The organism is Halopseudomonas litoralis, assembly GCF_900105005.1.
Lineage (GTDB): Bacteria > Pseudomonadota > Gammaproteobacteria > Pseudomonadales > Pseudomonadaceae > Halopseudomonas > Halopseudomonas litoralis.
The window spans coordinates 2,934,144-2,957,878 of the sequence record NZ_LT629748.1; the positions used below are offsets into that span (position 1 = coordinate 2,934,144).

Annotated in this window: 25 protein-coding genes and 1 other annotated feature; of the genes, 8 read left to right on the forward strand and 17 right to left on the reverse strand. The window is 57.7% G+C overall.

Going from position 1 to position 23,735, the window contains the following annotated elements:
• The 3 genes from BLU11_RS14035 to BLU11_RS14045 form a co-directional block, all read right to left on the reverse strand.
• Window positions 1-1,401, reverse strand: coding sequence for a cytochrome ubiquinol oxidase subunit I (locus BLU11_RS14035; RefSeq protein WP_090274410.1), 1,401 nt, complete (start codon window positions 1,399-1,401; stop codon window positions 1-3).
• Between the two features lie 138 nt (window positions 1,402-1,539).
• Window positions 1,540-2,262 carry an LrgB family protein gene (locus BLU11_RS14040; protein ID WP_090274412.1) on the reverse strand — a complete coding sequence of 241 codons (723 nt, stop codon included), beginning with the start codon at window positions 2,260-2,262 and terminating at the stop codon, window positions 1,540-1,542.
• Window positions 2,259-2,618: a CidA/LrgA family protein gene (locus BLU11_RS14045; RefSeq protein WP_090274414.1), complete on the reverse strand. Its 360-nt coding sequence runs from the start codon at window positions 2,616-2,618 to the stop codon at window positions 2,259-2,261. Before BLU11_RS14045 ends, BLU11_RS14040 begins: the two co-directional genes overlap by 4 nt.
• 169 nt (window positions 2,619-2,787) lie before the next feature.
• Here BLU11_RS14045 and BLU11_RS14050 point away from each other — a divergent pair, with 169 nt between their 5' ends.
• Window positions 2,788-3,561 carry an outer membrane protein OmpK gene (locus BLU11_RS14050; protein WP_090274415.1) on the forward strand — a complete coding sequence of 258 codons (774 nt, stop codon included), beginning with the start codon at window positions 2,788-2,790 and terminating at the stop codon, window positions 3,559-3,561.
• A gap of 57 nt (window positions 3,562-3,618) precedes the next feature.
• On the opposite strand, the gene BLU11_RS14055 is transcribed toward BLU11_RS14050, so the two are convergent.
• Together BLU11_RS14055 and BLU11_RS14060 are read right to left on the reverse strand one after the other, a co-directional pair.
• On the reverse strand, window positions 3,619-3,798 hold the full coding sequence (locus BLU11_RS14055; protein ID WP_090274417.1) for a hypothetical protein: 180 nt from the start codon (window positions 3,796-3,798) through the stop codon (window positions 3,619-3,621).
• Between the two features lie 108 nt (window positions 3,799-3,906).
• Entirely contained in the window at window positions 3,907-5,346 is a 1,440-nt protein-coding gene (locus BLU11_RS14060) for a YdgA family protein (RefSeq protein WP_090274419.1), read from the reverse strand.
• Window positions 5,347-5,489: 143 nt separating this feature from the next.
• On the opposite strand from BLU11_RS14060, the gene BLU11_RS14065 reads away from it, so the two are divergent.
• On the forward strand, window positions 5,490-6,380 hold the full coding sequence (locus BLU11_RS14065) for a carboxylate/amino acid/amine transporter (protein ID WP_090274421.1): 891 nt from the start codon (window positions 5,490-5,492) through the stop codon (window positions 6,378-6,380).
• Here the strand turns inward: BLU11_RS14065 and BLU11_RS19865 are convergent.
• Entirely contained in the window at window positions 6,352-6,438 is an 87-nt protein-coding gene (locus BLU11_RS19865) for a small membrane protein YohP (RefSeq protein ID WP_157718723.1), read from the reverse strand. The two genes, BLU11_RS14065 and BLU11_RS19865, sit on opposite strands and share 29 nt — an antisense overlap.
• An 81-nt stretch (window positions 6,439-6,519) precedes the next feature.
• On the reverse strand, window positions 6,520-8,310 hold the full coding sequence (locus BLU11_RS14070; protein ID WP_090274423.1) for a thiamine pyrophosphate-requiring protein: 1,791 nt from the start codon (window positions 8,308-8,310) through the stop codon (window positions 6,520-6,522).
• A 218-nt stretch (window positions 8,311-8,528) separates the two neighbouring features.
• On the opposite strand from BLU11_RS14070, the gene BLU11_RS14075 reads away from it, so the two are divergent.
• Complete coding sequence (locus BLU11_RS14075) at window positions 8,529-9,383, forward strand: acyl-CoA thioesterase (protein ID WP_157718682.1); 855 nt, start codon at window positions 8,529-8,531, stop codon at window positions 9,381-9,383.
• A 91-nt stretch (window positions 9,384-9,474) separates the two neighbouring features.
• Here BLU11_RS14075 and benD read toward each other — a convergent pair whose 3' ends face one another.
• From benD to BLU11_RS14110, 7 genes are all read right to left on the reverse strand, one after another.
• Window positions 9,475-10,254: a benzoate diol dehydrogenase BenD gene (benD, locus tag BLU11_RS14080; protein ID WP_090274427.1), complete on the reverse strand. Its 780-nt coding sequence runs from the start codon at window positions 10,252-10,254 to the stop codon at window positions 9,475-9,477.
• Entirely contained in the window at window positions 10,251-11,273 is a 1,023-nt protein-coding gene (gene benC / locus BLU11_RS14085) for a benzoate 1,2-dioxygenase electron transfer component BenC (protein WP_090274429.1), read from the reverse strand. The genes benD and benC overlap by 4 nt, the downstream gene beginning before the upstream one ends.
• Before the next feature lie 32 nt (window positions 11,274-11,305).
• A complete protein-coding gene (gene benB, locus BLU11_RS14090) occupies window positions 11,306-11,797 on the reverse strand; it encodes a benzoate 1,2-dioxygenase small subunit (protein WP_090274431.1) in 492 nt (163 codons plus the stop codon).
• The gene (locus tag BLU11_RS14095; protein WP_090274433.1) at window positions 11,794-13,170 is read right to left on the reverse strand and encodes a Rieske 2Fe-2S domain-containing protein; all 1,377 of its coding nucleotides are present in this window, start codon (window positions 13,168-13,170) and stop codon (window positions 11,794-11,796) included. Before BLU11_RS14095 ends, benB begins: the two co-directional genes overlap by 4 nt.
• Before the next feature lie 47 nt (window positions 13,171-13,217).
• Entirely contained in the window at window positions 13,218-14,162 is a 945-nt protein-coding gene (gene catA / locus BLU11_RS14100) for a catechol 1,2-dioxygenase (protein WP_090274435.1), read from the reverse strand.
• Between the two features lie 108 nt (window positions 14,163-14,270).
• Window positions 14,271-14,561: a muconolactone Delta-isomerase gene (gene catC / locus BLU11_RS14105; RefSeq protein WP_090274437.1), complete on the reverse strand. Its 291-nt coding sequence runs from the start codon at window positions 14,559-14,561 to the stop codon at window positions 14,271-14,273.
• 14 nt (window positions 14,562-14,575) lie between these two features.
• The gene (locus BLU11_RS14110) at window positions 14,576-15,694 is read right to left on the reverse strand and encodes a muconate/chloromuconate family cycloisomerase (RefSeq protein WP_090274440.1); all 1,119 of its coding nucleotides are present in this window, start codon (window positions 15,692-15,694) and stop codon (window positions 14,576-14,578) included.
• 105 nt (window positions 15,695-15,799) lie between these two features.
• Here BLU11_RS14110 and BLU11_RS14115 point away from each other — a divergent pair, with 105 nt between their 5' ends.
• The 3 genes from BLU11_RS14115 (at window position 15,800) to BLU11_RS14125 (ending at window position 18,980) form a co-directional block, all read left to right on the forward strand.
• A complete protein-coding gene (locus tag BLU11_RS14115) occupies window positions 15,800-16,702 on the forward strand; it encodes a LysR family transcriptional regulator (RefSeq protein ID WP_090274442.1) in 903 nt (300 codons plus the stop codon).
• 123 nt (window positions 16,703-16,825) lie between these two features.
• Window positions 16,826-17,611: an alpha/beta fold hydrolase gene (locus tag BLU11_RS14120; RefSeq protein ID WP_090274444.1), complete on the forward strand. Its 786-nt coding sequence runs from the start codon at window positions 16,826-16,828 to the stop codon at window positions 17,609-17,611.
• 109 nt (window positions 17,612-17,720) lie between these two features.
• Window positions 17,721-18,980 (forward strand): IS256 family transposase, encoded by a 1,260-nt coding sequence (locus tag BLU11_RS14125; RefSeq protein WP_090271862.1) that lies wholly within the window; start codon window positions 17,721-17,723, stop codon window positions 18,978-18,980.
• Between the two features lie 83 nt (window positions 18,981-19,063).
• On the opposite strand, the gene BLU11_RS14130 is transcribed toward BLU11_RS14125, so the two are convergent.
• Window positions 19,064-19,540 (reverse strand): DUF3427 domain-containing protein, encoded by a 477-nt coding sequence (locus tag BLU11_RS14130; RefSeq protein ID WP_090274447.1) that lies wholly within the window; start codon window positions 19,538-19,540, stop codon window positions 19,064-19,066.
• A 127-nt stretch (window positions 19,541-19,667) separates the two neighbouring features.
• Between BLU11_RS14130 and BLU11_RS14135 the strand changes: the two genes are divergently transcribed.
• Window positions 19,668-20,636 carry an IS5 family transposase gene (locus BLU11_RS14135; RefSeq protein ID WP_090276209.1) on the forward strand — a complete coding sequence of 323 codons (969 nt, stop codon included), beginning with the start codon at window positions 19,668-19,670 and terminating at the stop codon, window positions 20,634-20,636.
• Window positions 20,637-20,782: 146 nt separating this feature from the next.
• Here BLU11_RS14135 and BLU11_RS19440 read toward each other — a convergent pair whose 3' ends face one another.
• Together BLU11_RS19440 and BLU11_RS19445 are read right to left on the reverse strand one after the other, a co-directional pair.
• Window positions 20,783-21,574, reverse strand: coding sequence for a S24/S26 family peptidase (locus BLU11_RS19440; RefSeq protein ID WP_197674200.1), 792 nt, complete (start codon window positions 21,572-21,574; stop codon window positions 20,783-20,785).
• Window positions 21,555-22,436 carry a DEAD/DEAH box helicase gene (locus tag BLU11_RS19445; RefSeq protein WP_197674201.1) on the reverse strand — a complete coding sequence of 294 codons (882 nt, stop codon included), beginning with the start codon at window positions 22,434-22,436 and terminating at the stop codon, window positions 21,555-21,557. Before BLU11_RS19445 ends, BLU11_RS19440 begins: the two co-directional genes overlap by 20 nt.
• A 64-nt stretch (window positions 22,437-22,500) precedes the next feature.
• Between BLU11_RS19445 and BLU11_RS14145 the strand changes: the two genes are divergently transcribed.
• Window positions 22,501-23,714, forward strand: a protein-coding gene (locus BLU11_RS14145; RefSeq protein WP_090272669.1) for an IS3 family transposase whose coding sequence is annotated in 2 segments (ribosomal slippage) — window positions 22,501-22,777 and window positions 22,777-23,714 — 1,215 coding nt in all. Because the reading frame shifts where the segments join, the coding sequence is not laid out codon by codon here.
• Window positions 22,770-22,886 (forward strand) — a sequence feature (AL1L pseudoknot). It overlaps the preceding gene by 117 nt.
• Window positions 23,715-23,735: the final 21 nt, after the last annotated feature.

Below are 23,735 nucleotides of genomic sequence, written 5' to 3' on the forward strand. Positions count from 1 at the left end.
TCAGTGCCCTCCTTCTTCGATGCTCACATGGGCCGCCGACAGAGGCCGCTTCGGACGCTCGATGTCATGAACCTCATCATGCTGGTCAATACTTTCCAGCCCTGCCCTCAACACCCGCATCAGGTAATACAGGCCGGCGCTGAAGATCACTGCGTACACCATTATGTAACCCAGCAGGGTGAATAACACCATGCCCCCGGTCAGCGACGGCGTCAGCCCTTCCATATGGCTCATCTGCCCATAGACCACCCACGGGAACCGGCCCACTTCGGTCACTATCCAGCCGCATAGCACCGCCGCAAAGGGCGCAAAAGTCATCAACCGCATGGTGTTGAGAAACAGCGGCTGGCGCCAGTAACGCCCGCCGGCACGCAGGAACAGACCGGCCAGTGCGCAACCGATCATCAGCAATCCAATACCGACCATGACGCGGAATGCCCAGAACACTATCCATACCGGCGGCCGTTCCTCGGGCGCCACTTCCTTGAGCCCCGCCACCTCACCATTCATATCATGGGTCAGAATCAGGCTACCGAGTCTCGGGATACCTATCTCGAAATGGTTGGTCTCGTTTTCCTGATCGGGAATGGCAAACAACAGTAACGGCATGCCCTTCATGGTCTCCCAGTTTCCTTCCATGGCGGCGATCTTGGTCGGCTGATGTTCCAATGTGTTGAGTCCGTGATAATCACCAACCACGGCCTGGGTTGGCGCGAGGAACAGGATCAGCCACAAGCACATGGACAGCGCCCGGCGGTTGGCTTCCACATCCCGCCCCGTCAACAGGTACCAGGAACTGACCCCCGCCACCACGAAGGAGCCGGTTAGAAACGAGGCCAGTACCATGTGAGTGAAACGATACGGGAACGACGGGTTGAAGATCGCCTCGCGCCAGCTGCCGACGATGAACACACCCTCTGTCAGCTCGGTGCCGACAGGCGTGTGCATCCAGCTGTTGGCCGCGAGAATCCAGAAGGTGGAAATGAGCGTACCCAGCGCCACCATGCAAGCGGCGAACAGATGCACACCCGGGGGCACCTTGTTCCGGCCAAACAGCAACACGCCGAGAAAGGCCGCTTCCAGGAAGAACGCCGTGACCACTTCATAGCTGAGCATCGGCCCGATGAAATTGGCCGCAGCGTAGGAGAAATTGCTCCAGTTGGTGCCGAACTGGAAGGACATCACAATGCCCGAGACCACCCCCATGGCGAAGGCCACAGCGAATACCTGAACCCAGAAGCGCGACAGCCGCGTCCATACCGGATTGCCGGTCTTGAATGCCAGCGCCTCAAGAAAGGCAATGAAGGTCGCCAACCCGATAGTGAATACCGGGAATATGGCGTGAAAGCAGACCACAAAAGCAAATTGCAGGCGCGACAGCAACAGCGGATCCAGTTCCATCCGTGCAACTCCTTGTCGGAAGGTATGAATGCAGAAGGCCGCGTCAACCGATGATCAAGCCCATCGGCAGCGCGACGCTATTATCTGTGACAGGGTATTGCAGAATGCGTTCCCGGTATTGCACCGGGAACCGGGCAGTCAGAGTAACAACCAGAGCGTGACGCAGACCGGCAGCAGCAACGCGGTTCCTATGCCCATCAGGCTCATTGCCAGCGCGGCGAAGGCACCGGCTTCTTCGCCTTCTTCGAGTGCCCGCGAAGTACCGACCGCATGAGCCGCCAAGCCGAGCGCCATGCCACGGGCCGCCGGATGGGTTACACCGGTCACACTCAATAGCCATGGCCCCATGAGCGCGCCCAGTACGGCGGTGTACATGACGAAAGCGGCCGCCATCGCCGCCACGCCACCCAACTGCTCAGCAACCATCATGGCGATAGGTGTGGTCAGAGACTTGGGTGCCAGGGTCATCAGCATGGCGAAATCCGCTCCCAGCAGCCAGGCCAGCAGCAGCGTGACGACGGTGACAAACACGCCACCCACCACCAGGGTAGTCATTACCGGCCAGAAAAACTGCCGAATGCGCCGCAGGTTGTGATACAGCGGCACGGCCAGCGCCACCGTCGCCGGGCCCAGCAACATGGTCAGCGGAAACACCGCATCTCGGTAGACGGGATATTCCAGCCCCAGCAACCACAAGGCGCCAATCAATAGCACGATGGACACAATCAGCGGATGCAGCAGGGCCATTTGCGTGCGCTCATACAGCGCCAGGCCGAGCTGATAAATACCCAGCGTCAGCCCCACCAGAAATAACGGATGCGCCACCACCGCATCCCAGGCCGTCACCAGCGAGCTGTTCATACTTCCTCCCGGCGGACTTGGCGGCGTATCAGGTGCTGCATCAGATGACCGGCCAAGGGGACCACCAGAATGAATGACAGCGTCAGGCTGACCAGTATCGCCACAGCATCTGCTGTTACTTCGCTGCCGTACATCATGACGCCGGCCGCTGGCGGAATCAGCAGCAGAGGCAGAAAGCGCAGCAATCCCGAGGAGGCCATTTCCAGCGACTCACCCACCTTGCCGCGCACGCGCATGAATACCACCAGCAACGCCATGCCGATGATCGGACTGGGCAGAAAGGGCAGGAACATAATATTCAGAGCCGTGCCAATCAGCTGAAAAACGATAAGCCAGGTTAATCCACGTAACAGCATTTTCAGTTCATTCCAACAAATTGCGTGCTGACAAGATTACCATTCCACGGCCGCTATGGGGCGTTGCCGTGCGCTGTTCGCCGGCATGTGAGCGGAAGCAGTTTTCTTTTGCTGGAGAATCATTAATATGGCGCGCGATTCTCCCCATCCTTCACCCCGGAGCAAATGAATGCGCAAACTGATCAAGGGAGCCGCTGTCGGCGGTCTTGCCGTCGCCAGCGGCCTTGCCGCCGCCTCGCCTCTGCAATGGCAGAACAACAGCCTGACCTATCTCTATGGCAATGACTTCGAAGTGGATCCCAAGACCCAGCAGGCGGTCACCTTCGAGCACGTCAGCGGCTGGAGCTTCGGCGATCTGTTCCTGTTTGTCGACAGCATTCACTACAACGGCGCCAAGGATGCCAACGGCAACAACAGCACCTGGTATGGCGAGGTTGCACCGCGCCTGTCATTCGGCAAGCTGAGCGGACAACAGATCAGCTTCGGCCCGATCACCGACGTGCTGCTCGCCGGTACCTATGAGCGCGGCCGCGGCGACATCAAGAACTACCTGCTGGGGCCGGGCTTTGATCTGGCTCTGCCCGGCTTCGACTATTTCCAGCTGAATACCTATTATCGGCACTCCGATACACCCGAGGGCGTACGCGGTTCCTGGCAGATCACTCCGGTCTGGGCTGTGACCTTGCCGGTGGGCAAGTCAGATGTTCTGATCGATGGGTTCATTGACTGGATCGTTGATAACGACGGTGACGGCAAACATGCCAACCTGCACTTCAACCCGCAGGTCAAATACGACCTGGGCAAGGCGTTGGGCTGGAAGGCCAAGCAACTGTATACCGGTATCGAATACAGCTACTGGAAGGACAAGTACGGTATCGAGAATACCGCTGCCTTCGATACCAATCAGAACGTCACCAACCTGCTGGTCAAGGTGCACTTCTGATCCGGTCCAGTATCTGAACAGCACACCGGCGCTGGCTACAGCGCCGGTGTAACCTTCTCAGCTCAGCGACACCGCCTTCAGAATCCGCGTGCCTATGGTCACCAGCAGTACGGCTGAACCGAACAGCATCAATCCCACTCCCCACCCTTTGTCACGAAAGCTGAAACCGATTCCCAGCATGAGAAAGCCGAACAGCAACAGGCCCAGCATGGTGTGCAGTTGATCAGTAGGGATCATTTATACTCGTCTCTGGATTAACGCTCAGCGGCTGCCTGCCGCAGGCTTGATGGCGACATGGTACTTGCCCGCCATGACAGTGCCAAGGCGAGCATAGCCACCCTGCCGTTATTCCAACGCGCCCAGTGCGGGTCCGGGTGACATCATGGTCAGCAGACCGACAAAATCCTCCAACTCGATATTCTGCCCGTTGAGATTGATCATGCCGTCGGCGTAACGCAGGTTGGAGAGAATATTGTCGCCTTCCAAGATACCGAGCTGCATCATTTCCGCCATGCCCGCGACCATCTCCGCTGCCATCACCGCCTCCTGCTCCACTGCCGCCGCATCGGCTTCTGGCTGGAACAATGCCTTGTAACGCACCATGTCGCTGAGCATCGGTTTGGACAACACCAGATTCGCATCCAGACCGCCCACCAGTTGCTGCGCCAACAGCGCCGGTGGCTGATCGAAGGAATCCGGGCTGTGCAGATCCACACCCAAGGTGAAGCGGCTTTCACCATTCGCGGTCCGGATCGAGAAGTTGTCCAGCGCCAGCCGCGGCTTGCCCTTCAGCAATTGCTGTAGAGCGGCGGCAAATTGCTGCTTCAAGGCCTCTGGATCATCCGGCTCAAGGCCCATGCTCAGCGTGTTGTACATGCCCATCAGCGCCGCAGTCGCCTGCGGGTCAAGCCGGCCAAGACTCCAGTCCATACGCACTGAACCCAGCGAGTTGCCGTCATAGTTGACTGAGCCCACCTGGTAATCGAGCGCGCCCTTCACGCCATCGGCGCCGAGTGTTGTGGTATCGGACTGCACAATATCCCGCAGGACCAGCGCCGGCTTGTCGGCGACCTCCACGGCCAGGCTATCGAGCGTCAGATGACCATCACCGAGATACAGTCCGAAGCTGTCATCGCGCTGGCGATCCAACTGGAACCCTCCGCCCACCAGGCTGACACTGGCGTCTTCTCCGTCGATCTGCAACGAGTCGAACCGGCCGCTGAGTACAACCTTACTGCCCGTGGTGTCGGTCTCGAAATCTGCGTCCAGGCCAGAGAAGGTCATATGGCTACCGGACTCGCTCAGCGTCATCGGCACGACATGCAGATCACCGGTGATGCCGTTGCCGTAACCGATATTGCTGGTGATCGTCAGGGGGGATTGCCCTGCGCTGGCGACGAACAACTCGGACATGGTCTCGCTGGGCTCCAGCACGGCATGACTGGTCGCCATGACCGGCATCCACTGCAAGGAAAGCAATCGCGACACCGGTATCGGGCCATGCTCTATACGGTCACCGATAAACAGATCAAGCGCAGGCTCATCACCGCTGGCCGCCTGCATTATCAGGCGATAACGGGCCGTGCTCGAGAGTATTCCTCGCTCGAACGCCACCAGCTCCAGCGCCACATCCGTATTCGGGAACTGTGCCGCCAGCTGTTCATTGCCCTTGCGAATGGAATCCTGCAATACCGATTCCAGCTGGGAGCCGGTGTACCAGCCTCCGCCTGTGCCTGCGACTGCCAATATCCCCAGCGTCACTGCAGCTATCCCTGTCTTGTTCATCGCCTGATCCTTGTATGTGAATGCGACTGATCTGTGTTGAGCAGCCAAGCCGCACAAATCTGCCACAGCGTTCGACAGATTGCATCTGTTTCAACAAGACGACTATCATCCTTCGCCCCCGCCAGCCCTACTGAAGGACACCCATGTTCTATCTCATCGCCGTCACGCTGTTATGGGCCGTCTCGTTCAGTCTGATAGGCGAGTATCTGGCCGGGCAGGTTGATAGTTATTTTTCCGTATTGACCCGTATCGTTCTGGCAGCGCTGTTGTTTCTGCCGTTACTGCGACCGCGGCAGTTGCCCAAGGGTATGGCGCCCGGCTTGCTTGCCGTCGGCGCGCTGCAGTTCGGGTTGACTTATATCTGCCTGTACCTGTCCTTCGAGCTGCTCACCGTGCCCGAAGTCCTGCTGTTCACCATCTTCACGCCGCTGTACGTAGCGCTGGCAGACAATGCCCTGCGGCGACGCTTCAGTTCCGGACCGGTGGTCGCCACCCTGATTGCCGTAGTGGGTGCGGGTATCATTCGCTATGACGGTATCAGCAATGATTACGTGAAAGGCTTCCTGCTGCTGCAACTGGCCAATATCGCCTTCGCCGCGGGCCAGGTGGGCTACGCGCATCTGGTGCGCCATTTCCGCGCGGACACCCGGCAACAGTGGCATGGTTTCGGCTTCTTTTTCATTGGTGCACTGCTGGTGGCACTACCCGCCTGGATAATGCTGGGTGATCATCAGAAGTTGCCGCAGACACTGGTGCACTGGAGCGTACTGGGCTGGCTGGGATTGATCGCGTCGGGACTGGGTTTCTTCTTCTGGAACCGGGGTGCCACACTGGTGGATGCAGGTACCTTGGGCATCATGAACAATGCGCTGATTCCAGCTGGCCTGGTGGTCAATCTGTTGATCTGGAATCAGCAGGCCGATCTGCCACGCCTGCTGCTCGGAGGCGCGGTGATCGGGCTGTCGCTCTGGTTGAATCTGCGTTGGGACAGCTGGATCAGCCGGGTCAGAAAATCAGCATCAGCAGACCGATGATCACCACCAAGCCGACCAGAAAAATGATGCCTGCAGTGCTGGCGAGAAACTTCAGCATAAAAAACTCCTGAGTTCGAGGTATGTAAAGGTTTCGACCCGGGCAGCGGTTATACAGTTCAGCTTTTCCTTGAACCGCACTTCATTCGGAATTACCGGGCAGGAAGCGGCTCAGAACCTGTTTTGCAGATTGCTTGATGATGCCCCGCTGATTCGGATCGCCTTGTAGCAAGGCTTTGGCATAGGCCTGAGCCTGTTCGAGCTTGATGTGCGGCGGCAGCGGCGGTACATCCGGGTCGGTCTTGAACTCGATGACCACCGGCCGGTCAGCCGCCAGCGCTTCCTCCCAGGCGGCGGCCACCGCGTCTTCGCGATCGACATAAATACCTTTCAGCCCTATCGATTCGGCGAAGCGGTGATAAGGCACACTGGGAATGTTCTGCGAGGCTTCAAATTTGGGATCGCCCTGCATGACCCGTTGTTCCCAGGTCACCTGATTGAGGTCCTCATTATTGAATACGGCGCAGATCCACTGGCTGTTGTCCCATTCCTGCCAGTATTTGGCGACGGTAATCAGCTCGGCCATATTGTTCATCTGCATGGCGCCGTCCCCTACCAGCGCCACCACTGGACGGTCGGGATGGGCAAACTTGGCAGCTATCGCGTAGGGAACCGCCGCGCCCATCGAGGCCAGCCCACCGGACAGCGAACATAGCATGTCGCGGCGAATCTTCAGGTCCCGCGCATACCAGTTGGCGCAGGAGCCGGAGTCGCAGGTAACCACCGCCCGATCCGGCAATCGCGGTGACAGCTCGAAGACCACTCGCTGCGGATTGATCGGGTCGGCTGCCACCATGGCGCGGCTTTCCAGCGTTGTTTCCCAGTCGCCACGCCATGCCTCGACGTCCCGGCGCCAGCTGCGGTCAGTCTTTTCTGTCAGCAGCGGCAACAGCAGACGCAGAGTCTCGGCGGCATCCCCCTGCAGACTCACCTCCATCGGATAGCGCAGACTGAGCATGTCTGCCTTGATGTCTATCTGCACACCCCTGGCCTGGCCTTCTTCGGGCAGAAACTCAGAATAGGGAAAGCCCGAACCTATCATCAGCAGCGTGTCGCATTGGGTCATCAGCTTGTAGCTGGGCTCAGTACCCAGCAGACCGATGGAACCGGTGACCCAGGGCAGATCGTCGGGCAGCACCGCTTTACCGAGCAGCGCCTTGGCCACCCCAGCGCCGAGTTTTTCGGCAACCTGGATGACTTCTTCAGTCGCGCCAAGCGCACCCGCACCGACCAGAATGGCCACCTTTCTACCGGCGTTCAGCGCCTCGGCAGCAAGCTCAAGGTCTTGCTGGTAGGGCACGATTTTTGGCCGGCTGTAGCCAATGCCGGAATGCAGGGTACCGTGGGCACGCTGCGGCTCGGTGTATTCCACGTCCTGCAGATCATTGGGTAAAATGATCGTCGCCACCTTGCGCTCGCCGTATGCCGTGCGTATTCCCCGGTCCACCAGATGCCGCACCTGTGCCGGCGCACTCGCTTGCTGCACAAAGGCACCGGATACGTCCTTGAACAGAGAGACCAGGTCCAGTTCCTGTTGGTAATGACCACCCAAGCAAGTGCGCGCCTGCTGTCCGACAATCGCCAGTACCGGCATGTGGTCGAGGCGTGCGTCATACAGCCCGGTTATCAGGTGTGCCGCCCCTGGGCCGGATGTCGCCAGGCACACACCCAGGCCGCCACTGAACTTGGCATCGGCAGATGCCATGAACGCAGCCATTTCCTCATGCCGGGCCTGAATGAAACGAATCTTGCCATTGGCTCGATTAAGCGCGCCAAATACGCCGTTTATACCATCCCCGGGATAACCGTAGATGCGCCGCACACCCCACTCGTACAGGCGTTCGACAAAATAATCACTGACTGTGGTCGGCATGGGGCAACCTCCTCGGCGGGACCGTTTCAGCACCCGAATAACCGATCGGCTTCAGGCGCCTTGATATCTGCTGATGAAATTGTGACCGGGCACAGCGCGAGGGGGTTCAGGTGAAGTTTTCTGATAAACGCGCATTTATCAAATTGATGTCGTTGCTTCTGGCGGCCGAAAACCGGATGCTCGGTCCATACAGCCACCTGACTGGATTTACCGGCCCCATGACAGAACAAGATAAAGCGTCATCCTCACGTTGCTATACATTTTCGCCACGCTATACCGACCTGGATACCTGGCGCCATGTGAACAACTCCCGCATCTATCAATTGCATCAGGAAGCGCGCGTACGCGCCCATGTCAGCCGTTTCGGCCAGGATGCCTGGTTCTCCGATGATGCCCGTCTACGTCCGGTGCGCAGCATCACCGACTATCGGCAGGTCAGTTGGTACGGCAGTGATATCGACGCCCGCATCAGCGTGACCGCCTGCGACGAGGACAGCTTTCGTGTGTACAGTGAGCTGCATCAGAATGGCGTGCTGGTAGGAACTCAGGATTGCCTGATGGGCGCGTTCGAGGATGGCCGGCGGATCGCGTTACCGGCAGATATACAACAAGTTATGGTGGATGCCAGCACAGGCAGCGCCGCGCCGCTGGCACCGGCCGACTACCGTGACCACCTGTACCACGCGCACAACTTCGCCATCCGCCAGCAACTCACCCCACGTTATGCCGACGTGGACGCCGACAGCCAACGCAGCGAAGCGGCCCTGGCGCTGTACATGGAGCAGGCTCGCTCAACCGGCGTTCGGCAATTGGACTTTGCCGGCCTGGGCGTATTGGTTGCCTCGGTGGACGTCAGTTTCGAGCATTATCAGGCTGGCTGGACGCCGTTGGAGCTGGCTGCCGGCATCAGCCGGATCGGCAACAGCTCCTTTCTGTTCACCAGTTGTGCGCTGCACAAGGACGAGGTTCAGGTCAGTGCCCGCAGTGTAATGGTGGTAATCGACCCCACCACCAACCGACCGGTGCCGATTTCACCGGCATTGCGCGAGCAGTTGGAGGCGTGGTTTATCTGAGGTAGTCCGCGATCCTGGCTAGCCCGGAGAGACGTGTGGGCGACCCTTTCGCGGGCAAGCCCGCTTGTACCCCACACACGAGCTGTCTTGCTCAGCCCTGGTCGCCGCCCGCTACAGGCACAATGGTGCCCGTGATATAGCCAGCGGCATCCGAGGCCAGAAACAGGATGGGTTCGGCCTGCTCGTCGAGCGTGCCGTAGCGGTGCATGAAGCTGCTGTCGTTGGTCTGATCGATCAACTGCTGATACCAACCCTTCTCCCGCTCGCCCTGCTCTTCGGTATTGCGTGGCGTCAGCCGTGGCGGCGCTTCTGTACCACCGGGAGCGGTGGCGTTGACGCGGATGCCCTGCTCGGCATATTCGAAGGCCAGGTTCATGGTCAGTCCATTGACCCCGGCTTTGGCCGCACCATAGGGCACACGCATCAGACCGCGGGTAGCCACTGAGGAGACGTTGACGATGGCGCCCTTCTGCTGCTCGACCATATACGGCAATACCGCTCGGCAGCACCACAGGGTCGGAAACAGCGAACGCTGGATTTCCTTCTGGATCTGCTCGGGCTGGTAATGCTCATAGGGCTGCGCCCAGATGGTGCCGCCCACGTTGTTGATCAGCACATCGATGCGGCCGTATTCCTGATGAGCACGCGTCATGACGCTTTCGGCGCCCTCCCAGGTTTCCAGGTCTGCCTGCAGCGCCAGGACCTGCACACCCTGTTCGCGCAGATCGGCTGCCACACCCTGCACGTAATCGCTGATATCCACCAGCACCAGCCGGGCGCCTTCAACGCCGGCCAGCTCAGCAACCCGTTTGCCGATGCCCTGTGCTGCACCGGTAACCACCATCACCTTGTCGGTGAAGCGCGCGTTCATGCGGCCTCCTGCGGCGCCACACTCGGCGTGAAGCGTTCATAGTGGAAGGAGTTCGGCTTGATGTTCTGCTCGCGGAAGTAGCCCAGCACCGCATCCACCATGGGTGGTGGCCCGCACAGATAGACATCCACATCACCACCGTTCAGCGGCGCATCCTGCATGTGGTTGGTGACATAGCCCTTGTTCGGGTGGGCGCTGTCCGGGCTGGAGGTCACGGTCTTGAAGGTGAAGCCGTCGATGGCATCAGCGAACGCCTGCAAGGCCTGAACACAGACCAGATCCTCGTCACTGGTAACACCGTAGACCATGTGTACCGGCTGATCGGTGCCACGCGCCTTGAGCTGCTCAAGCATCGACAGAAAGGGTGCCAGGCCTGTACCGCCGGCCAGCATCACTACCGGGCGCTCTACCGGACGCAGATAGAAGATACCCATGGGGCCGGCCAGTTTGACCTGATCACCGGTTTTCGCTCCACCCACCAGCCAGGAGCTCATCAGCCCGCCCGGCACGTTGCGAATCAGGAAGCTCAGCTCCCGGCTACCGGGCTCAGAGCTGAACGAGTAGGCGCGCGTTTCATCGCTGCCGGGCACCTGAATATTCACATACTGGCCGGGCAGGAAGATGATATCGGCATCGGCAGTCACCTTGAGCTCGATCGCGGTGGGTGAAATCAGGTTCACCTCGGCGACGCTGCCTGTGGTTTCCATGATGCCGGTCTTGCACATCGTGGAAGCGACCGGAACGTTCACTACGCAATCGGTGGAAGGCACCATCTGGCAGGTCAGCACCAGACCCTGCTCGGCTTCATCCTCGGTCAGCGCTTCTTCGAGGTATTCCTCACCCAGATCGTATTGGCCCTGCTGGCAACTCCCCTTGCAGGTGCCGCAGACCCCATCGGAACAATCCATGGGCAGGTTGATCTGGCTGCGGTACGCCGCGTCCAGTATGGTTTCACCCTCATTGCAATTGATGAAGCGGGTAATACCGTCTTCAAAGTTGAGTGCGATGTTGTAACTCATATCGGTGGCTCCCGATCGGTACGCCCGATCAATTACAGGTGATAGATATCAATCACCTGATTGATGTAATCGTTGTTCAGAATGACCTTCTTCTCGGTGATCACCGGCTGCTCGCCAATGGTGTCCAAGGTGTAGAAAGCGGTGCCGAAGAACATCTGGGTGGTGTGGTAGCGGTGGCTGTTGGTCTGCCAGTTGAAGCGCAGTTTGACCGTGCCCTCCTGCTGCTCCAGCACCTCCAGATTGGTGCGCAGATGCGTGGTGCGCGGCTCCGGCATGGACGTAGCACCGGAGCGCTCGGTCTTGATCCGGTACACACGATCTTCCAGCCCCTGACGGTTGGGGTAGTAGATCAGCGACAGCTCGGTCTGCGGGTCCTCGGTAAGGGTGTCCTCGTCATCCCAGCAAGGCATCCAATACACGGCATCCTCGCGATAGCACTGCAGCCACTCATCCCACTGGCGATCATCCAGCAGACGCGCTTCGCGATTGATGAAAGCCTGAATCTGTTCGAAATTCATGCTCATACGGAAGTCTCCTGTGCGGCAACGGCAACGAAACGGGCACGCTCGGTCTCAACGGCGCGCAACATTTCCTCGACCCAGTGCTGATGATGCGTCACGTACAGACCTTCATCCTCTGGCTTGGCACCGCTGAGAATGGGCTTGAGGTCGATGCGCTGAGCACCTTCGTCCGCACCTTCGATCCAATGCGCGGCACCACGGCTCATGTCATTCCACTTCAGGCCTTCGGCGTTATAGCCTTGCTGACAGGCGCGGAACTCTTCCAGGTCATCCGGCGTGCCCATGCCACTGACATTGAAGAAGTCTTCGTATTGACGAATGCGCTTGGCACGCTCGTCCGCCGGCTCGTTCTTCGGCGCCCAGCAATAAATGGTGATCTCACTCTTGTTCAGCGAAATCGGACGCAGCACACGAATCTGGGTGGAAAACTGATCCATCAGATACAGGTTCGGATAGATGCACAGGTTCTTGGTGGTATTGATAATGGCATCGGCACGCGCCTCACCCACCTTTTCCTGCAGACGCTCCTGATGCTTGAATATCGGGCGAACCTGCGGGTTGGTCAGACGGGTCCAGAGCATCATGTGGCCATGCTCGAAGGAGTAGAAGCCGCCCTCGCTGGACCAGCTCTTGGCGTCGACTGCCTCGGTACCACCCTTATCGTAATTGCGCTGGCCCATGGTCGACAGATAGTTCCAGTGCACGGTACCCACGTGATAACCATCAGCGCCGTTTTCCGCAGCCAGCTTCCAGTTGCCTTCAAAGGTATAGGAGGAGGTTCCCCGCAGCACTTCCAGACCGTCTTCGGCCTGATCGACAATATTGTCGATGACCTTGGTGGTTTCACCCAGGTATTCCTGCAGCGGCAACACATCGGCATTCAGGCTGCCAAACAGGAAACCACGGTAGTTCTCGAAGCGCGCCAGGCGCTTGAGGTCATGCGAACCATCAGTGTTGAAGTTTTCCGGATAACCGCCCTTCTTCTGGTCACGCGCCTTGAGCAGCTTGCCATCGTTCTTGAACGTCCAGCCGTGGAAGGGGCAGGTGAACGACGCCTTGTTGCCACGCTTCTTGCGGCACAGGGTGGCGCCGCGGTGTGAACAGGTGTTGAGCAGCGCCTGCAGTTCACCTTCCTTGGAGCGGGTGATGACCACAGGTTGGCGGCCCAGCGTCAGAGTGAAATAGTCGCCGGGGTTTTCCACCTGGCTTTCGTGGCCGAGGAATACCCAGTTACCTTCGAAGATGTATTTCATCTCCAGGTCAAACAGCTCCTGGTCGGTGAAGATGCTGCGATCGCAACGGTAGTTGCCGCTAACCGGATCGACTTCCACTGCACCGCGGATCTTTTTTTCGAGTTGGTCGAGTTGACGAGTCATATTGGTAACTCCAATCTTTTATTTTGACACCCAGTGGGGCGCTGACCTCAGGCGACAGCAGCGCCTTCCAGCGCACGCTTACGCTCGTGACGTGCCTGCAGCTCGGCCTTGTCGGTGGAGACCAACTGGAAGTTGAATTCCACTTCGGTAATCGGGCCCGTCACACCATGCTTCTCGCCATCGGCGGAATGCTCGACCGAATGCGCCTCGACTACCAACTCATCGCGGGTCGCGAAGGCGAAGTCGTCGTAGGTGAACTCATCGCCGGCCAGGTTGATCTGGGTGGTCAGGTGCTTGTGACCGGGCGCCGAAATAAAGAAGTGAATATGTGCCGGACGCTGACCATGGCGGCCCAGCTGATTCAGCAGCGTCTGGGTGGAACCCTCGGGCGGGCAGCCGTAACCGGACGGAGTGATTGATTGAGCAACGTAGCGGCCGTTCTCGTCAGTCTTGATCCGGCGACGCAGGTTGAAGTCACTCTGCGACTTGTCGAAGTAGGAATAGTTACCCTTGGAGTCGGCATGCCAGACATCGACAATGGCGTTGGCCAGCGGCTTGCCGTCTTCATCAGTGATCTGACCTTTGAGCAGCATGGCCTGACCAGTCACATCCGTACCATCGTCCATCCGGGCAAAGCCCTCAACCAACGGCGCACCAGCCACATACAGCGGGCCTTCGATGGTGCGCGGGGTGCCACCAGCCAGACCAGCAGCCTCGTCCTCGGCATCCATACGGATATCCAGGTACTTATCCATGCCCAGGCCCGGGGCCAGCAAGGACGCTTCACCGTTCTTGCCCAGTTCGCCAACGTAGTAAACAGCACTCCAGAACTCTTCCGGAGTGACATCGAAATCTTCAATCAACTGGAATACATCGCTCATGAAGCGATGCACGATCTTTTTCACGCGCTCATTGCCGCCTTCCACGTGGAATCCGGCAACTTTTTTCAGCAGTTCCTGTACTTCGGCAGTTTGGGTGGTTCTGATTGTCATCGTTATATTCCTCATTATTTATTCTTATTGCCTGATCACAGCTTTAGCGTTGGCAATGTTATTCAATGGCGCCTGTTTGCCTGACGGCGCCTGGTTCACAGCTGGTTATCAGCGGTCATCCTCATGAATCGAAGACGGATGACGACACAGGGGCGCGACGGTGATATCCATATAAGGGAACAGTGGCAGGTTGCTGATCAGGTCCTGCAGTTCAGCGTTGTCCTGCACATCGAAGATACTGACGTTGGCGTAGCTGCCGGCCACCCGCCACAGGTGACGCCATTTGCCCTGGCGCTGCAGCTCATGGGAGTAGGCCTTTTCCCGCGCCTTGATTTCATTGGCCACTTCCGCCGGCATGTCCTGGGGAATATTGACCTTCATCTCGACCTTGAACAGCATGGTTATCTCCTCGATTATTTGCGGCGGTATTCAGCCAGCTTGTCTTCGTCAATTTCGACACCCAGGCCCGGGCCGGCAGGCAGGTCCACGCCGTTGTCATGGAAGTTCAGGGACCTGACCACGATGTCATCTTTCATCAGCAGCGGACCGAACATCTCGGTGCCCCACTGCAGGGTTTCCAGGGTTGACCAGGCATGCAGCGAGGCTGCCGTACCGATAGTGCCCTCCAGCAGCGTGCCGCCATAAAGGCCAATACCCGCGGCCTTGGCGACTGCCGCCTGTTCCAGAGCACGCAGTGGGCCACCCGCCTTGGCAATTTTCATGGCCACGGCACCGGAAAAACCTTCCGCCGCCAGCTTGTACATGTCAGTCGCGTCCGCCACGGCTTCATCGGCCAGAATCGGAATGTGAAACTTGGAGGACAGACGCGCCAGCGCAGCAAAATCCTTCATCGGTGTGGGCTGCTCCACCAGATCAATACCGGCAGCCTGCAACTCGGCCATACCTTTGGCGGCAGTCGCCTCGTCCCACGCCTGGTTCACGTCAACCCGGACGCTGGCCTGATCACCGACGGCAGCCTTGATCGCTGCCACATGGCGTACGTCATCCATCAAGGGGCGTGAACCGATCTTCAGTTTGAAATCGCAGTGACGCTTGGCGGTGATCAAGGTCTTCGCTTCGTCGATATCCTTGGCGGTATCACCACTGGCCAGGGTCCACAGCACCGGGATGTGCTGATGTATAGCACCGCCAAGCAGAGCCGACAGGGGCTGGTTCAGACGCTTGCCGAGCAGATCCAGCAGGGCGGTTTCAATAGCCGACTTGGCCAGATTGTTACCACGGCTGGAGCGATCCAGCATTACCCTCAGGGTATTGATGTTATTTGCCAGCTGACCAATCAGCTGTGGCTTGAAATAGGTGTCGATGGTAAGTTTGACGCTCTCGGGACTTTCCGGACCGTATGCCAGACCGCCGATGGTGGTCGCCTCGCCCAGCCCTTCAAGACCATCCGAATCCTTGATGCGCACGATTACCATGGTCTGTACGCCCAGAGTCGTCATCGAAAGCTTGTGCGGCCGGATGGTCGGGATATCGACCAGGACGGCTTCAATGGATTGGATAATGGCGGACATGTGTTCTCCGAATTCGAGGCAAAATAGCTGTGAGTCGAACAATATGAAGTTTTGGTTATGCCGACCAATATTGATTAAGTAACCAGCGATACCCTGGAGGTATAGATGGAGCTAAGACACCTGCGTTATTTCGTCGCAGTCGCGGAACAACGCAATTTCACCCGCGCTGCCGAGAAGCTGTTCATCGCCCAGCCGCCCCTGACCAGAGCCATCAAACAGCTTGAAGAAGAGATCGGCGTGGAGCTGTTCATCCGCAAAGCCCGAGGACTGGAGCTGACCTCCGGCGGCACCTACTTCCTCGCTCACGCACAGCAGATCCTGGACAAGGTAGAAGCCACCATCGCCGATACGCGGCGCATTGCCACGAACCGCAAGACCATTTTTTCCATCGGCTTCGTACCTTCGGTGTTCTACGGCCAGCTGCCGCTGATGGTGCGCCGCCTGCGGCAGAACAAGAATCTGGAGATAGTGCTGCACGAACTGAAAACCCGGGAACAGATCGATGCCCTGAAAGCTGGCAAGATCGACATCGGTTTTGGTCGACTACGCATCGAGGACCCGGAAGTGGAGCAGCAAAGCCTGTTCGACGAACCGCTGATCGCCGCCCTCCCCGCCGGCCACCCGCTCACAGCCCGCCCGCCGAGCATGAAGGAGCTGTCTGAAGTGCCCATGGTCGCCTTCCCCTCCAGTGCCGGCCCCAACTTCGCCGACCTGACGCTGGGGCTGTTCCGGCGGCGCGGACTCAAGGTCAACGTCATCCAGCAAGTCAATGACCTGCAGACCGCCCTGTCACTGGTCGCATCGGACATGGGCTTCACCCTGGTACCCGAACAGGTGCGCCATCTGCAGCGCGAAGATGTCGAATTCATGCCGCTGGAGGATGACAACATCACTACGCCGGTCATCGCCTCCCGACGCAAGGGCGAAAACCCCAACGCCATTATGCGACTGACCAACACCATTCTGGCGGAGCTGGTGAACAACCGGATGACCGGTCGCTATCCCTGAGAAACACTGCGGGTCGACGCATTGCACTTGACGGAACAAATCAGCTGGACGCAAGATGTTCGCATGAAAAACATAAGTTCGCATTGCGAACTCCGAACAACCAGTCAACCGGATGGGAATCACATGACCTTCTGCACTCACAACGGCCGCACCATCAGTTACCGCCTGCTCGGCCAAGCCAGCAACCCACTGCTGGTACTGGCTCATCCGCTGGGCATGACGCAAGGTATCTGGGATGACATGCTGCCAGAGCTGCTCGGCAAGTTCCGCGTCCTCACCTGGGACCTGCCCGGCCACGGCGCCAGCAGCGCCTGGGCAGAAGGCTCCGACGCCATAGAAGCCGAAGATCTGGCTCAGGAAGCCCTGACTCTGGCCAAACTGGCCGGCGCTGATCAATTCCACTTTGCCGGCACCTCCATCGGCGGCGTGATCGGCCAGCAACTGCTGAGCCAGCATGCCGACAAACTGCTGTCCGCCACCCTGACCAACACCGGCCCGGTGATCGGTACCGCAGAAGCCTGGGGCCAGCGTGCCGACATGGTCATGGAAAAAGGCCTGCAAACCATGGCTCCCGACCTGGTACCCCGCTGGTTCGGCCCGCAAGCCTGCGCTGACCAACCGGCACTGGTACCCGGCTGGTGCGTACAACTGGGCCGTACCGACAACCGCAGCTACGCCCTGCTGTGCCTGATGCTCGGCCGCAGCAACTTCAGCGATGCATTCAGCAATGTTCAGGTACCGCTGCAGATCATCGCCGGCAGCGACGACATCTCCACCCCGCCTGCGTCATTGCAAGCGCTGGCAAAAGCACTGGGTGCAGCTGAGCCGGTGGTGTTGGACAAGGTGGGGCATGTGCCGGCGGTGGAGTGTCCGGCGCGGTTGGTTGAGTTGTTGAAAAAGCTAGGCTGAAGGTCTAGCGTTTCCCAGCTGTGAATGGATACAGGGCGCAATGCCCTGTATCCGGGGGTGTCATAAATTTTGTGTTTGGGCATAACATGTTGCAGCAGAGGATGCATGTATGCCGACCAAGAAGAAGCCGGGGCGTGAAACCCCGCGAGACCTACCAGCAATTCCCAAAGAGCTGATTGATCAGTTCGTCAATGGCCCGATGAGCGCTGAAGCCATTCAGGATGCCTCGATGGCGTTCAAGAAGGCGTTGATCGAGCGGGCCCTTGGTGCCGAGCTAGGGCATCACCTTGGCTACCCTGAAGGTGCTGAGCGCCCAGAGGGGGCGAGCAACCAGCGTAACGGCCGGAGCGGCAAGACAGTGCTCACCGATGATGGCCCGCTGCGTCTGGACATCCCCCGAGACCGCGACGGCAGCTTTGCCCCGATCCTGATTCCCAAGCATGAGCGCCGCTTTACCGGCTTTGACGACAAGATCATTGCCATGTATGCCCGAGGCATGACGGTTCGTGAAATCCGAGCCTTCCTGGCCGAGCAGTACGGAACCGATGTTTCTCATGACTTCATCAGTTCGGTTACCGATGCCGTATTGGAAGAGATTAGCGCTTGGCAGCAACGCCCCTTGGAGCCAATGTACCCGGTCATCTTTTTCGATGCCTTGAGGGTCAAAATTCGGGACGAGGGCCTGGTTCGCAATAAGGCCGTTTACCTAGCGCTTGGGGTGTTACCGGACGGTACACGGGATATTCTGGGCATCTGGATCGAAACGACGGAGGGCGCCAAATTCTGGATGAAGGTGTTCAACGATCTGAAGACCCGAGGCGTAGAAGATATATTGATCGCCGTGACTGACGGCCTGAAGGGCATACCTGAAGCCCTGAGTGCGGTGTTCCCGGATACCACCTTGCAGACCTGCATTGTACATCTGATCCGCAACAGCCTTGATTATGCAGGCTGGGACAAGCGCAGAGAGCTGGCCAAAGCTCTCAAGCCCATCTATCAGGCGCTCAACGCCGAGGTCGCAGCGCAGGCTTTGGACGCGTTTGAAGCTGGGCCATGGGGTAAGCAGTACCCGACGGTCACAGCAGCCTGGCGGCGTGCGTGGGATAGGGTCATTCCGTTCTTTGTGTTCCCGCCCGCCATACGAAAGGTGATCTATACGACCAATGCGATTGAAAGCATCAACGCTCAGTTGCGTAAGATCATTAAAACCCGGGGCCACTTCCCAACGGATGAGGCCGCGACGAAGTTGATCTGGTTGGCGCTACGTAATATCACTGCCAACTGGGGTAACGCGGCACATGACTGGAAAGCCGCTATGAATCAGTTCGCGATCCTATACGAAGATCGCTTCACCAGGCCGACCTGGTAAGTGAGGGCCTACCTGATGGCAGGCCATTAACGGCCCGAACACAAAAAATCTGACAGTCCCCTGTATCCCAATAGCCTTACCCTCTAATCCATCAGTTCAAAATCAATGCTCATCGGCTTACTGCCAGTGTGCTTCTGGTAGCGTACCCGGCCGTGATACGTGAAGGGGGCCGCTTTCCCATTTTCCAGTTTGTTCTCCCGAATAAACAAATGAATCGGCAAACCACTTGCCTCTTGCTGAATTATGGCTTGCCCACGACTACTCTCCGGGGAGGTTTGATTCTGCGTTTGCCAATGAAAGTGTCGATCGTCTACCCAGCGATCCAAGTAACGTAAATCCGCCGCTTTCCCCTGCTTATTGAGAGTAACCAGTAAGATATGCGCACTGGGATTACGCAAGACGACATGGCCACTATGCCAACTGCCCGGATTGAACACTTGGCCAAATAGGCCTGGGATTTCCTCCCGCATAAAGCGCTGCCCCACCTCCATCGACAAAGGGTCAATCACGCTCTTTAGTCGGGCGAAGGTTCGCAGCTGCTCACGCAGCTCATCAGTCACGATGATGTCGGCATAGTCCGGATTATTGGCCCTAAGGGTATATTGCCCAGCGGCGTCCTTTAGGGAAGGTCTGAAAAAGACTTCCTGAAAAGGTAAAATGCGTCAGCGCCATTTTCGAGACCACCGCATGAAACAGATGAGCTTTGCAGACGCCGAATACGCTGGTAAACGTAAGCAGACCCGCCGTGAGCGCTTTCTGCTGGAAATGGATCAAGTGGTTCCCTGGAAGCCATTGCTGGCGCTGATCGAGCCGCACTATCCCAAGGGCGAAGGTGGTCGACCTGCTTACCCGCTCGACGCGATGCTGCGAGTTCATCTGATGCAGAACTGGTTTGGGTACAGCGATCCAGCGATGGAAGAAGCGCTGTATGAAACCACCATCTTGCGACTCTTCGCGGGCCTTCAACTTGATCGCATTCCGGATGAAACCACTATTCTCAAATTCCGTCGGCTGCTGGAACGCTACGGCCTGTCCACGGCGTTGTTCGAAGTGGTCAATCGTTACCTGGGTGAGCACGGGCTAATGCTGCGCCACGGCACCGTGGTCGATGCAACCATCATTCATGCACCCAGTTCGACCAAGAACAAAGAAGGTAAGCGCGATCCCGAGATGCATCAGACCAAGAAGGGTAACCAGTATTATTTTGGCATGAAGGCCCACATTGGCGTTGATGCTGAGTCAGGGCTGGTTCACAGTCTCGTGGGGACGGCGGCCAATGCGGGCGATGTTACTCAGGTAGACAAGCTTCTGCATGGCGAAGAAACCCATGTATGCGGTGACGCCGGCTATACCGGCGTTCAGAAACGGGATGAACACAAAGGGCGCAAGCAGGTGGTCTGGTCGATTGCGATGCGCCCAGGCAAGCTCAAGACATTGAGCAAAACCAAGCTGATCGAGAAAGGCTTGCGCCGAATCGAGCGGGCCAAAGCCAGTACACGAGCCAAGGTCGAGCATCCGTTTCGAGTGATCAAATGCCAGTTCGGATTCACCAAGGTGCGCTACAAGGGCCTGGCGAAGAACACGGCCCAGTTGCATACCTTGTTCGCCCTGGCCAACCTATGGATGGCCCGAAAACAGCTGTTAAGTGCAGGATAAATCCGCCCGGAGTACTGGGTACAGCGGCCTGGATGGCCGAAAAGGGGCTGCAACGCGCTGAAAACGCGACTGAGGGCGATGAAATCGTTCCTGAAATGTTTTTTTTGTGAGTCGAGGTCATAATCGCCGCCCATATGGCCGGTATTTCAGACCTTCCTTAGTACTTTACGCAGCAAATACTGGTTATCGCCGGCCGCATCTTGACGCTCAATCGCCAAAATCTCCCCGGTAAGCTTGCCGGCACTCGAAGGGCTAATCACTTCACACAGCAAATAATCACCATCATGGATGGGTGACTTGCCTCCATTCATGGAGTTGCCTGCAGCATGAGCAATGAAGTGTCTTTCAGAGTCTAGCTGCCCGATACCAGAATGCACCTTCCGGTACTCCGGCTCACCTGCATCGGCTGACTTAAAGTGGCCGCAAGCGATTTTCAGACTCGGAAAGTAGGGCAACTCCACTTTGTCTGGACGGGAAGTGATAGGAGTAACAACCGCGCTGGTTACCCCTATCCGAGCGACATAGGTGGCCAAGCGGAAATCGACCAGCTCCTGCACCATCTCCGAGAAGGTCAGTAAATCGGCTTCTGCGATATTTGCCAGACCAATAAACCGTCCATCCTCTACGGCAAAGAACCGCCCACCAGTCCATGCAGCTATTGGGTTTTTCTTCCAGTAAGTCAACCAGCCAGGCGGGCAAAAAACAGCGTTTTGGTAGTCTTCCGGCAAGTCAGCTTGAAGCGTTCGTCTACGCTGCAAGACCTGCCAGGAGCGCTCGGCCAGCGCCTCAACGTGCGGTGCCTGTTGCCAGCCATCCAGTTCCTGAAACGCCTCCAACAACACTGCCTTGTAGCTTTTCGTCATCGAAGTTACTTCGACTTCTCGTAAGAAATCCAAGTGCTTGGCAATCAGCTCTTTCTCACTCTGGGACAGAGTCATGCTCAAGCTCTGCCAACAAGCCAAACCAGTTGCCATATTGCCTGCGCATACCAGTCAGGCTAACCCCAGAGTGATAAAACTCCGTCAACGTGGGGCGTCGGCCAAGCGAGTCACTCAACGCCCGATAATCGCTCTCCACACTGCCGCTATCGAGCGACTTGAGGAAGTCAATAAACTGCAGGTCATAGTTAACGTAGCAACCTTCAGGCAGATCCAGGTTTTGCCGTTCGACAGCATTAGCAAACGCTGCCAGCCCCTTATATGTCATGGACTGCCCCATCAGCGCCATAGGCTTGTGTAAGAAGCTTTTGTGGTTAGCAACGAAGTCCAGAACAACCAGCTTTTCTTTCTCTGCCGCCTTGCGCAACCCTCGCCCTAACTGTTGAAGGAAAAGGATTTTTGACTCTGTGGGGCGCAGCATCATTACGGTATCGATAGCCGGCAAATCGACGCCTTCGTTGAACAGGTCAACCGAAAAAAGCACCTCTAGTTCACCGCTGGTTAGCTGATCTAATGCCTCACCACGGGACAATTGAGAGCTAGCGTATACCGCGGCGGCTTTCACTCCCTGTCTGCTGAAGTAATCTGCCATAAAATCGGCGTGCCGAGTCGATACGCAAAAGGCCAATGTCCTTGTCTGCGCACGATCCCGCCAGGTGCTTAAGGCATGACGTGCCCGACCTAGAGTAGCCAGCTTATTATTCAGTAGCTCGGGGTCAAACCGCCCGTTGCGCCAAGGGATGCTTTGGTAGTCCACATCGTCATCAAAAATGCCAAAGTAGTGAAATGGCACCAATAACTTGGCAGACACCCCAGCAAATAAATTGCTCTCGTATACAAGATTGTCATCGCATAACGACAAGATATTTGCGCTATCTGAATCGCACCGGGTTTCGTGGAGGCCTCAACTCTTGAGAGAATGAGGCATGAAGAAATCTAATAGCTATTCCCCTGAAGTCCGTGAACGTGCTGTGCGCATGGTTCTGGAGAACCTGAAGGACTACCCCTCCGAATGGGCAGCCATCGAATCCATTGCGCCCAAGATCGGCTGTGTCCCCCAGACGCTGCATGGCTGGATACGCACTGATATTGGCCACCGCCCCGGCCAGACGACCGAGGAACGAGAACGCATCAAGGCTCTGGAACGCGAGAACCGGGAACTGCGCAAAGCGAACGAGATTCTGCGCCTGGCCAGTGCGTATTTTGCCCAGGCGGAGCTCGACCGCCGCAACAAACCCTGAACGCCTTCGTTGACGAGTACCGTGACCGCTACGGAGTCGAGTCGATCTGTCGGGTAATCCAGATCGCTCCGTCCGGTTATTACGTGCATGCAGCCAAAGCCCGTCAACCCGAACTGCGAAGCGCTCGTGCCAAACAGGACGAGCTGTTGAGCGATAAAATCCAGCGAGTCTGGGATGACAATATGCAGTGCTATGGCGTCGTGAAAGTCTGGAAGCAACTCAAGCGTGAGGGCATTGATATTGCTCGCTGCACGGTACAGCGGCTGATGCGTCAACTGGGCCTGCAGGGCGTTCGTCGCGGTCATGTGATCCGCACCACCATCCCGAATGAGAACGCGATTTGTCCGCTGGATAGGGTCCAACGCCAGTTCCATGCGGATCGACCCAATCAGCTATGGGTGTCCGACTTTACTTATGTTTCAACGTGGCAAGGCTGGCTCTACGTCGCCTTCGTGGTCGATGTATTTGCCCGGCGTATCGTTGGCTGGCGGGTGAGCAACAGCATGCGAACAGACTTCGTTCTGGATGCCCTGGAGCAAGCGCTGCACGCTCGACAGCCGAGCCGCATGGACGGCCTGATACACCATAGCGACAGGGGTAGCCAATACGTCTCCATCCGATACACCGAGCGTCTCGCTGAGGCCGGCATAGAGCCCTCTGTAGGCAGCAAAGGCGATAGCTATGACAACGCTTTGGCTGAAACCATCAACGGGTTATACAAAGCGGAGCTGATCTATCGGCAATCCTGGCGTAGTCGCGAAGCCGTGGAAATCGCCACTTTGAAATGGGTTCACTGGTACAACCACCAGCGGTTGCTGAGCTCGATTGGGTATATACCCCCGGCAGAAGCTGAGGCAAACTTCTACCAGCAACAATCCGGTCAGACCATGGCGGCCTGACTTAAACGAAATGGCCTCCAT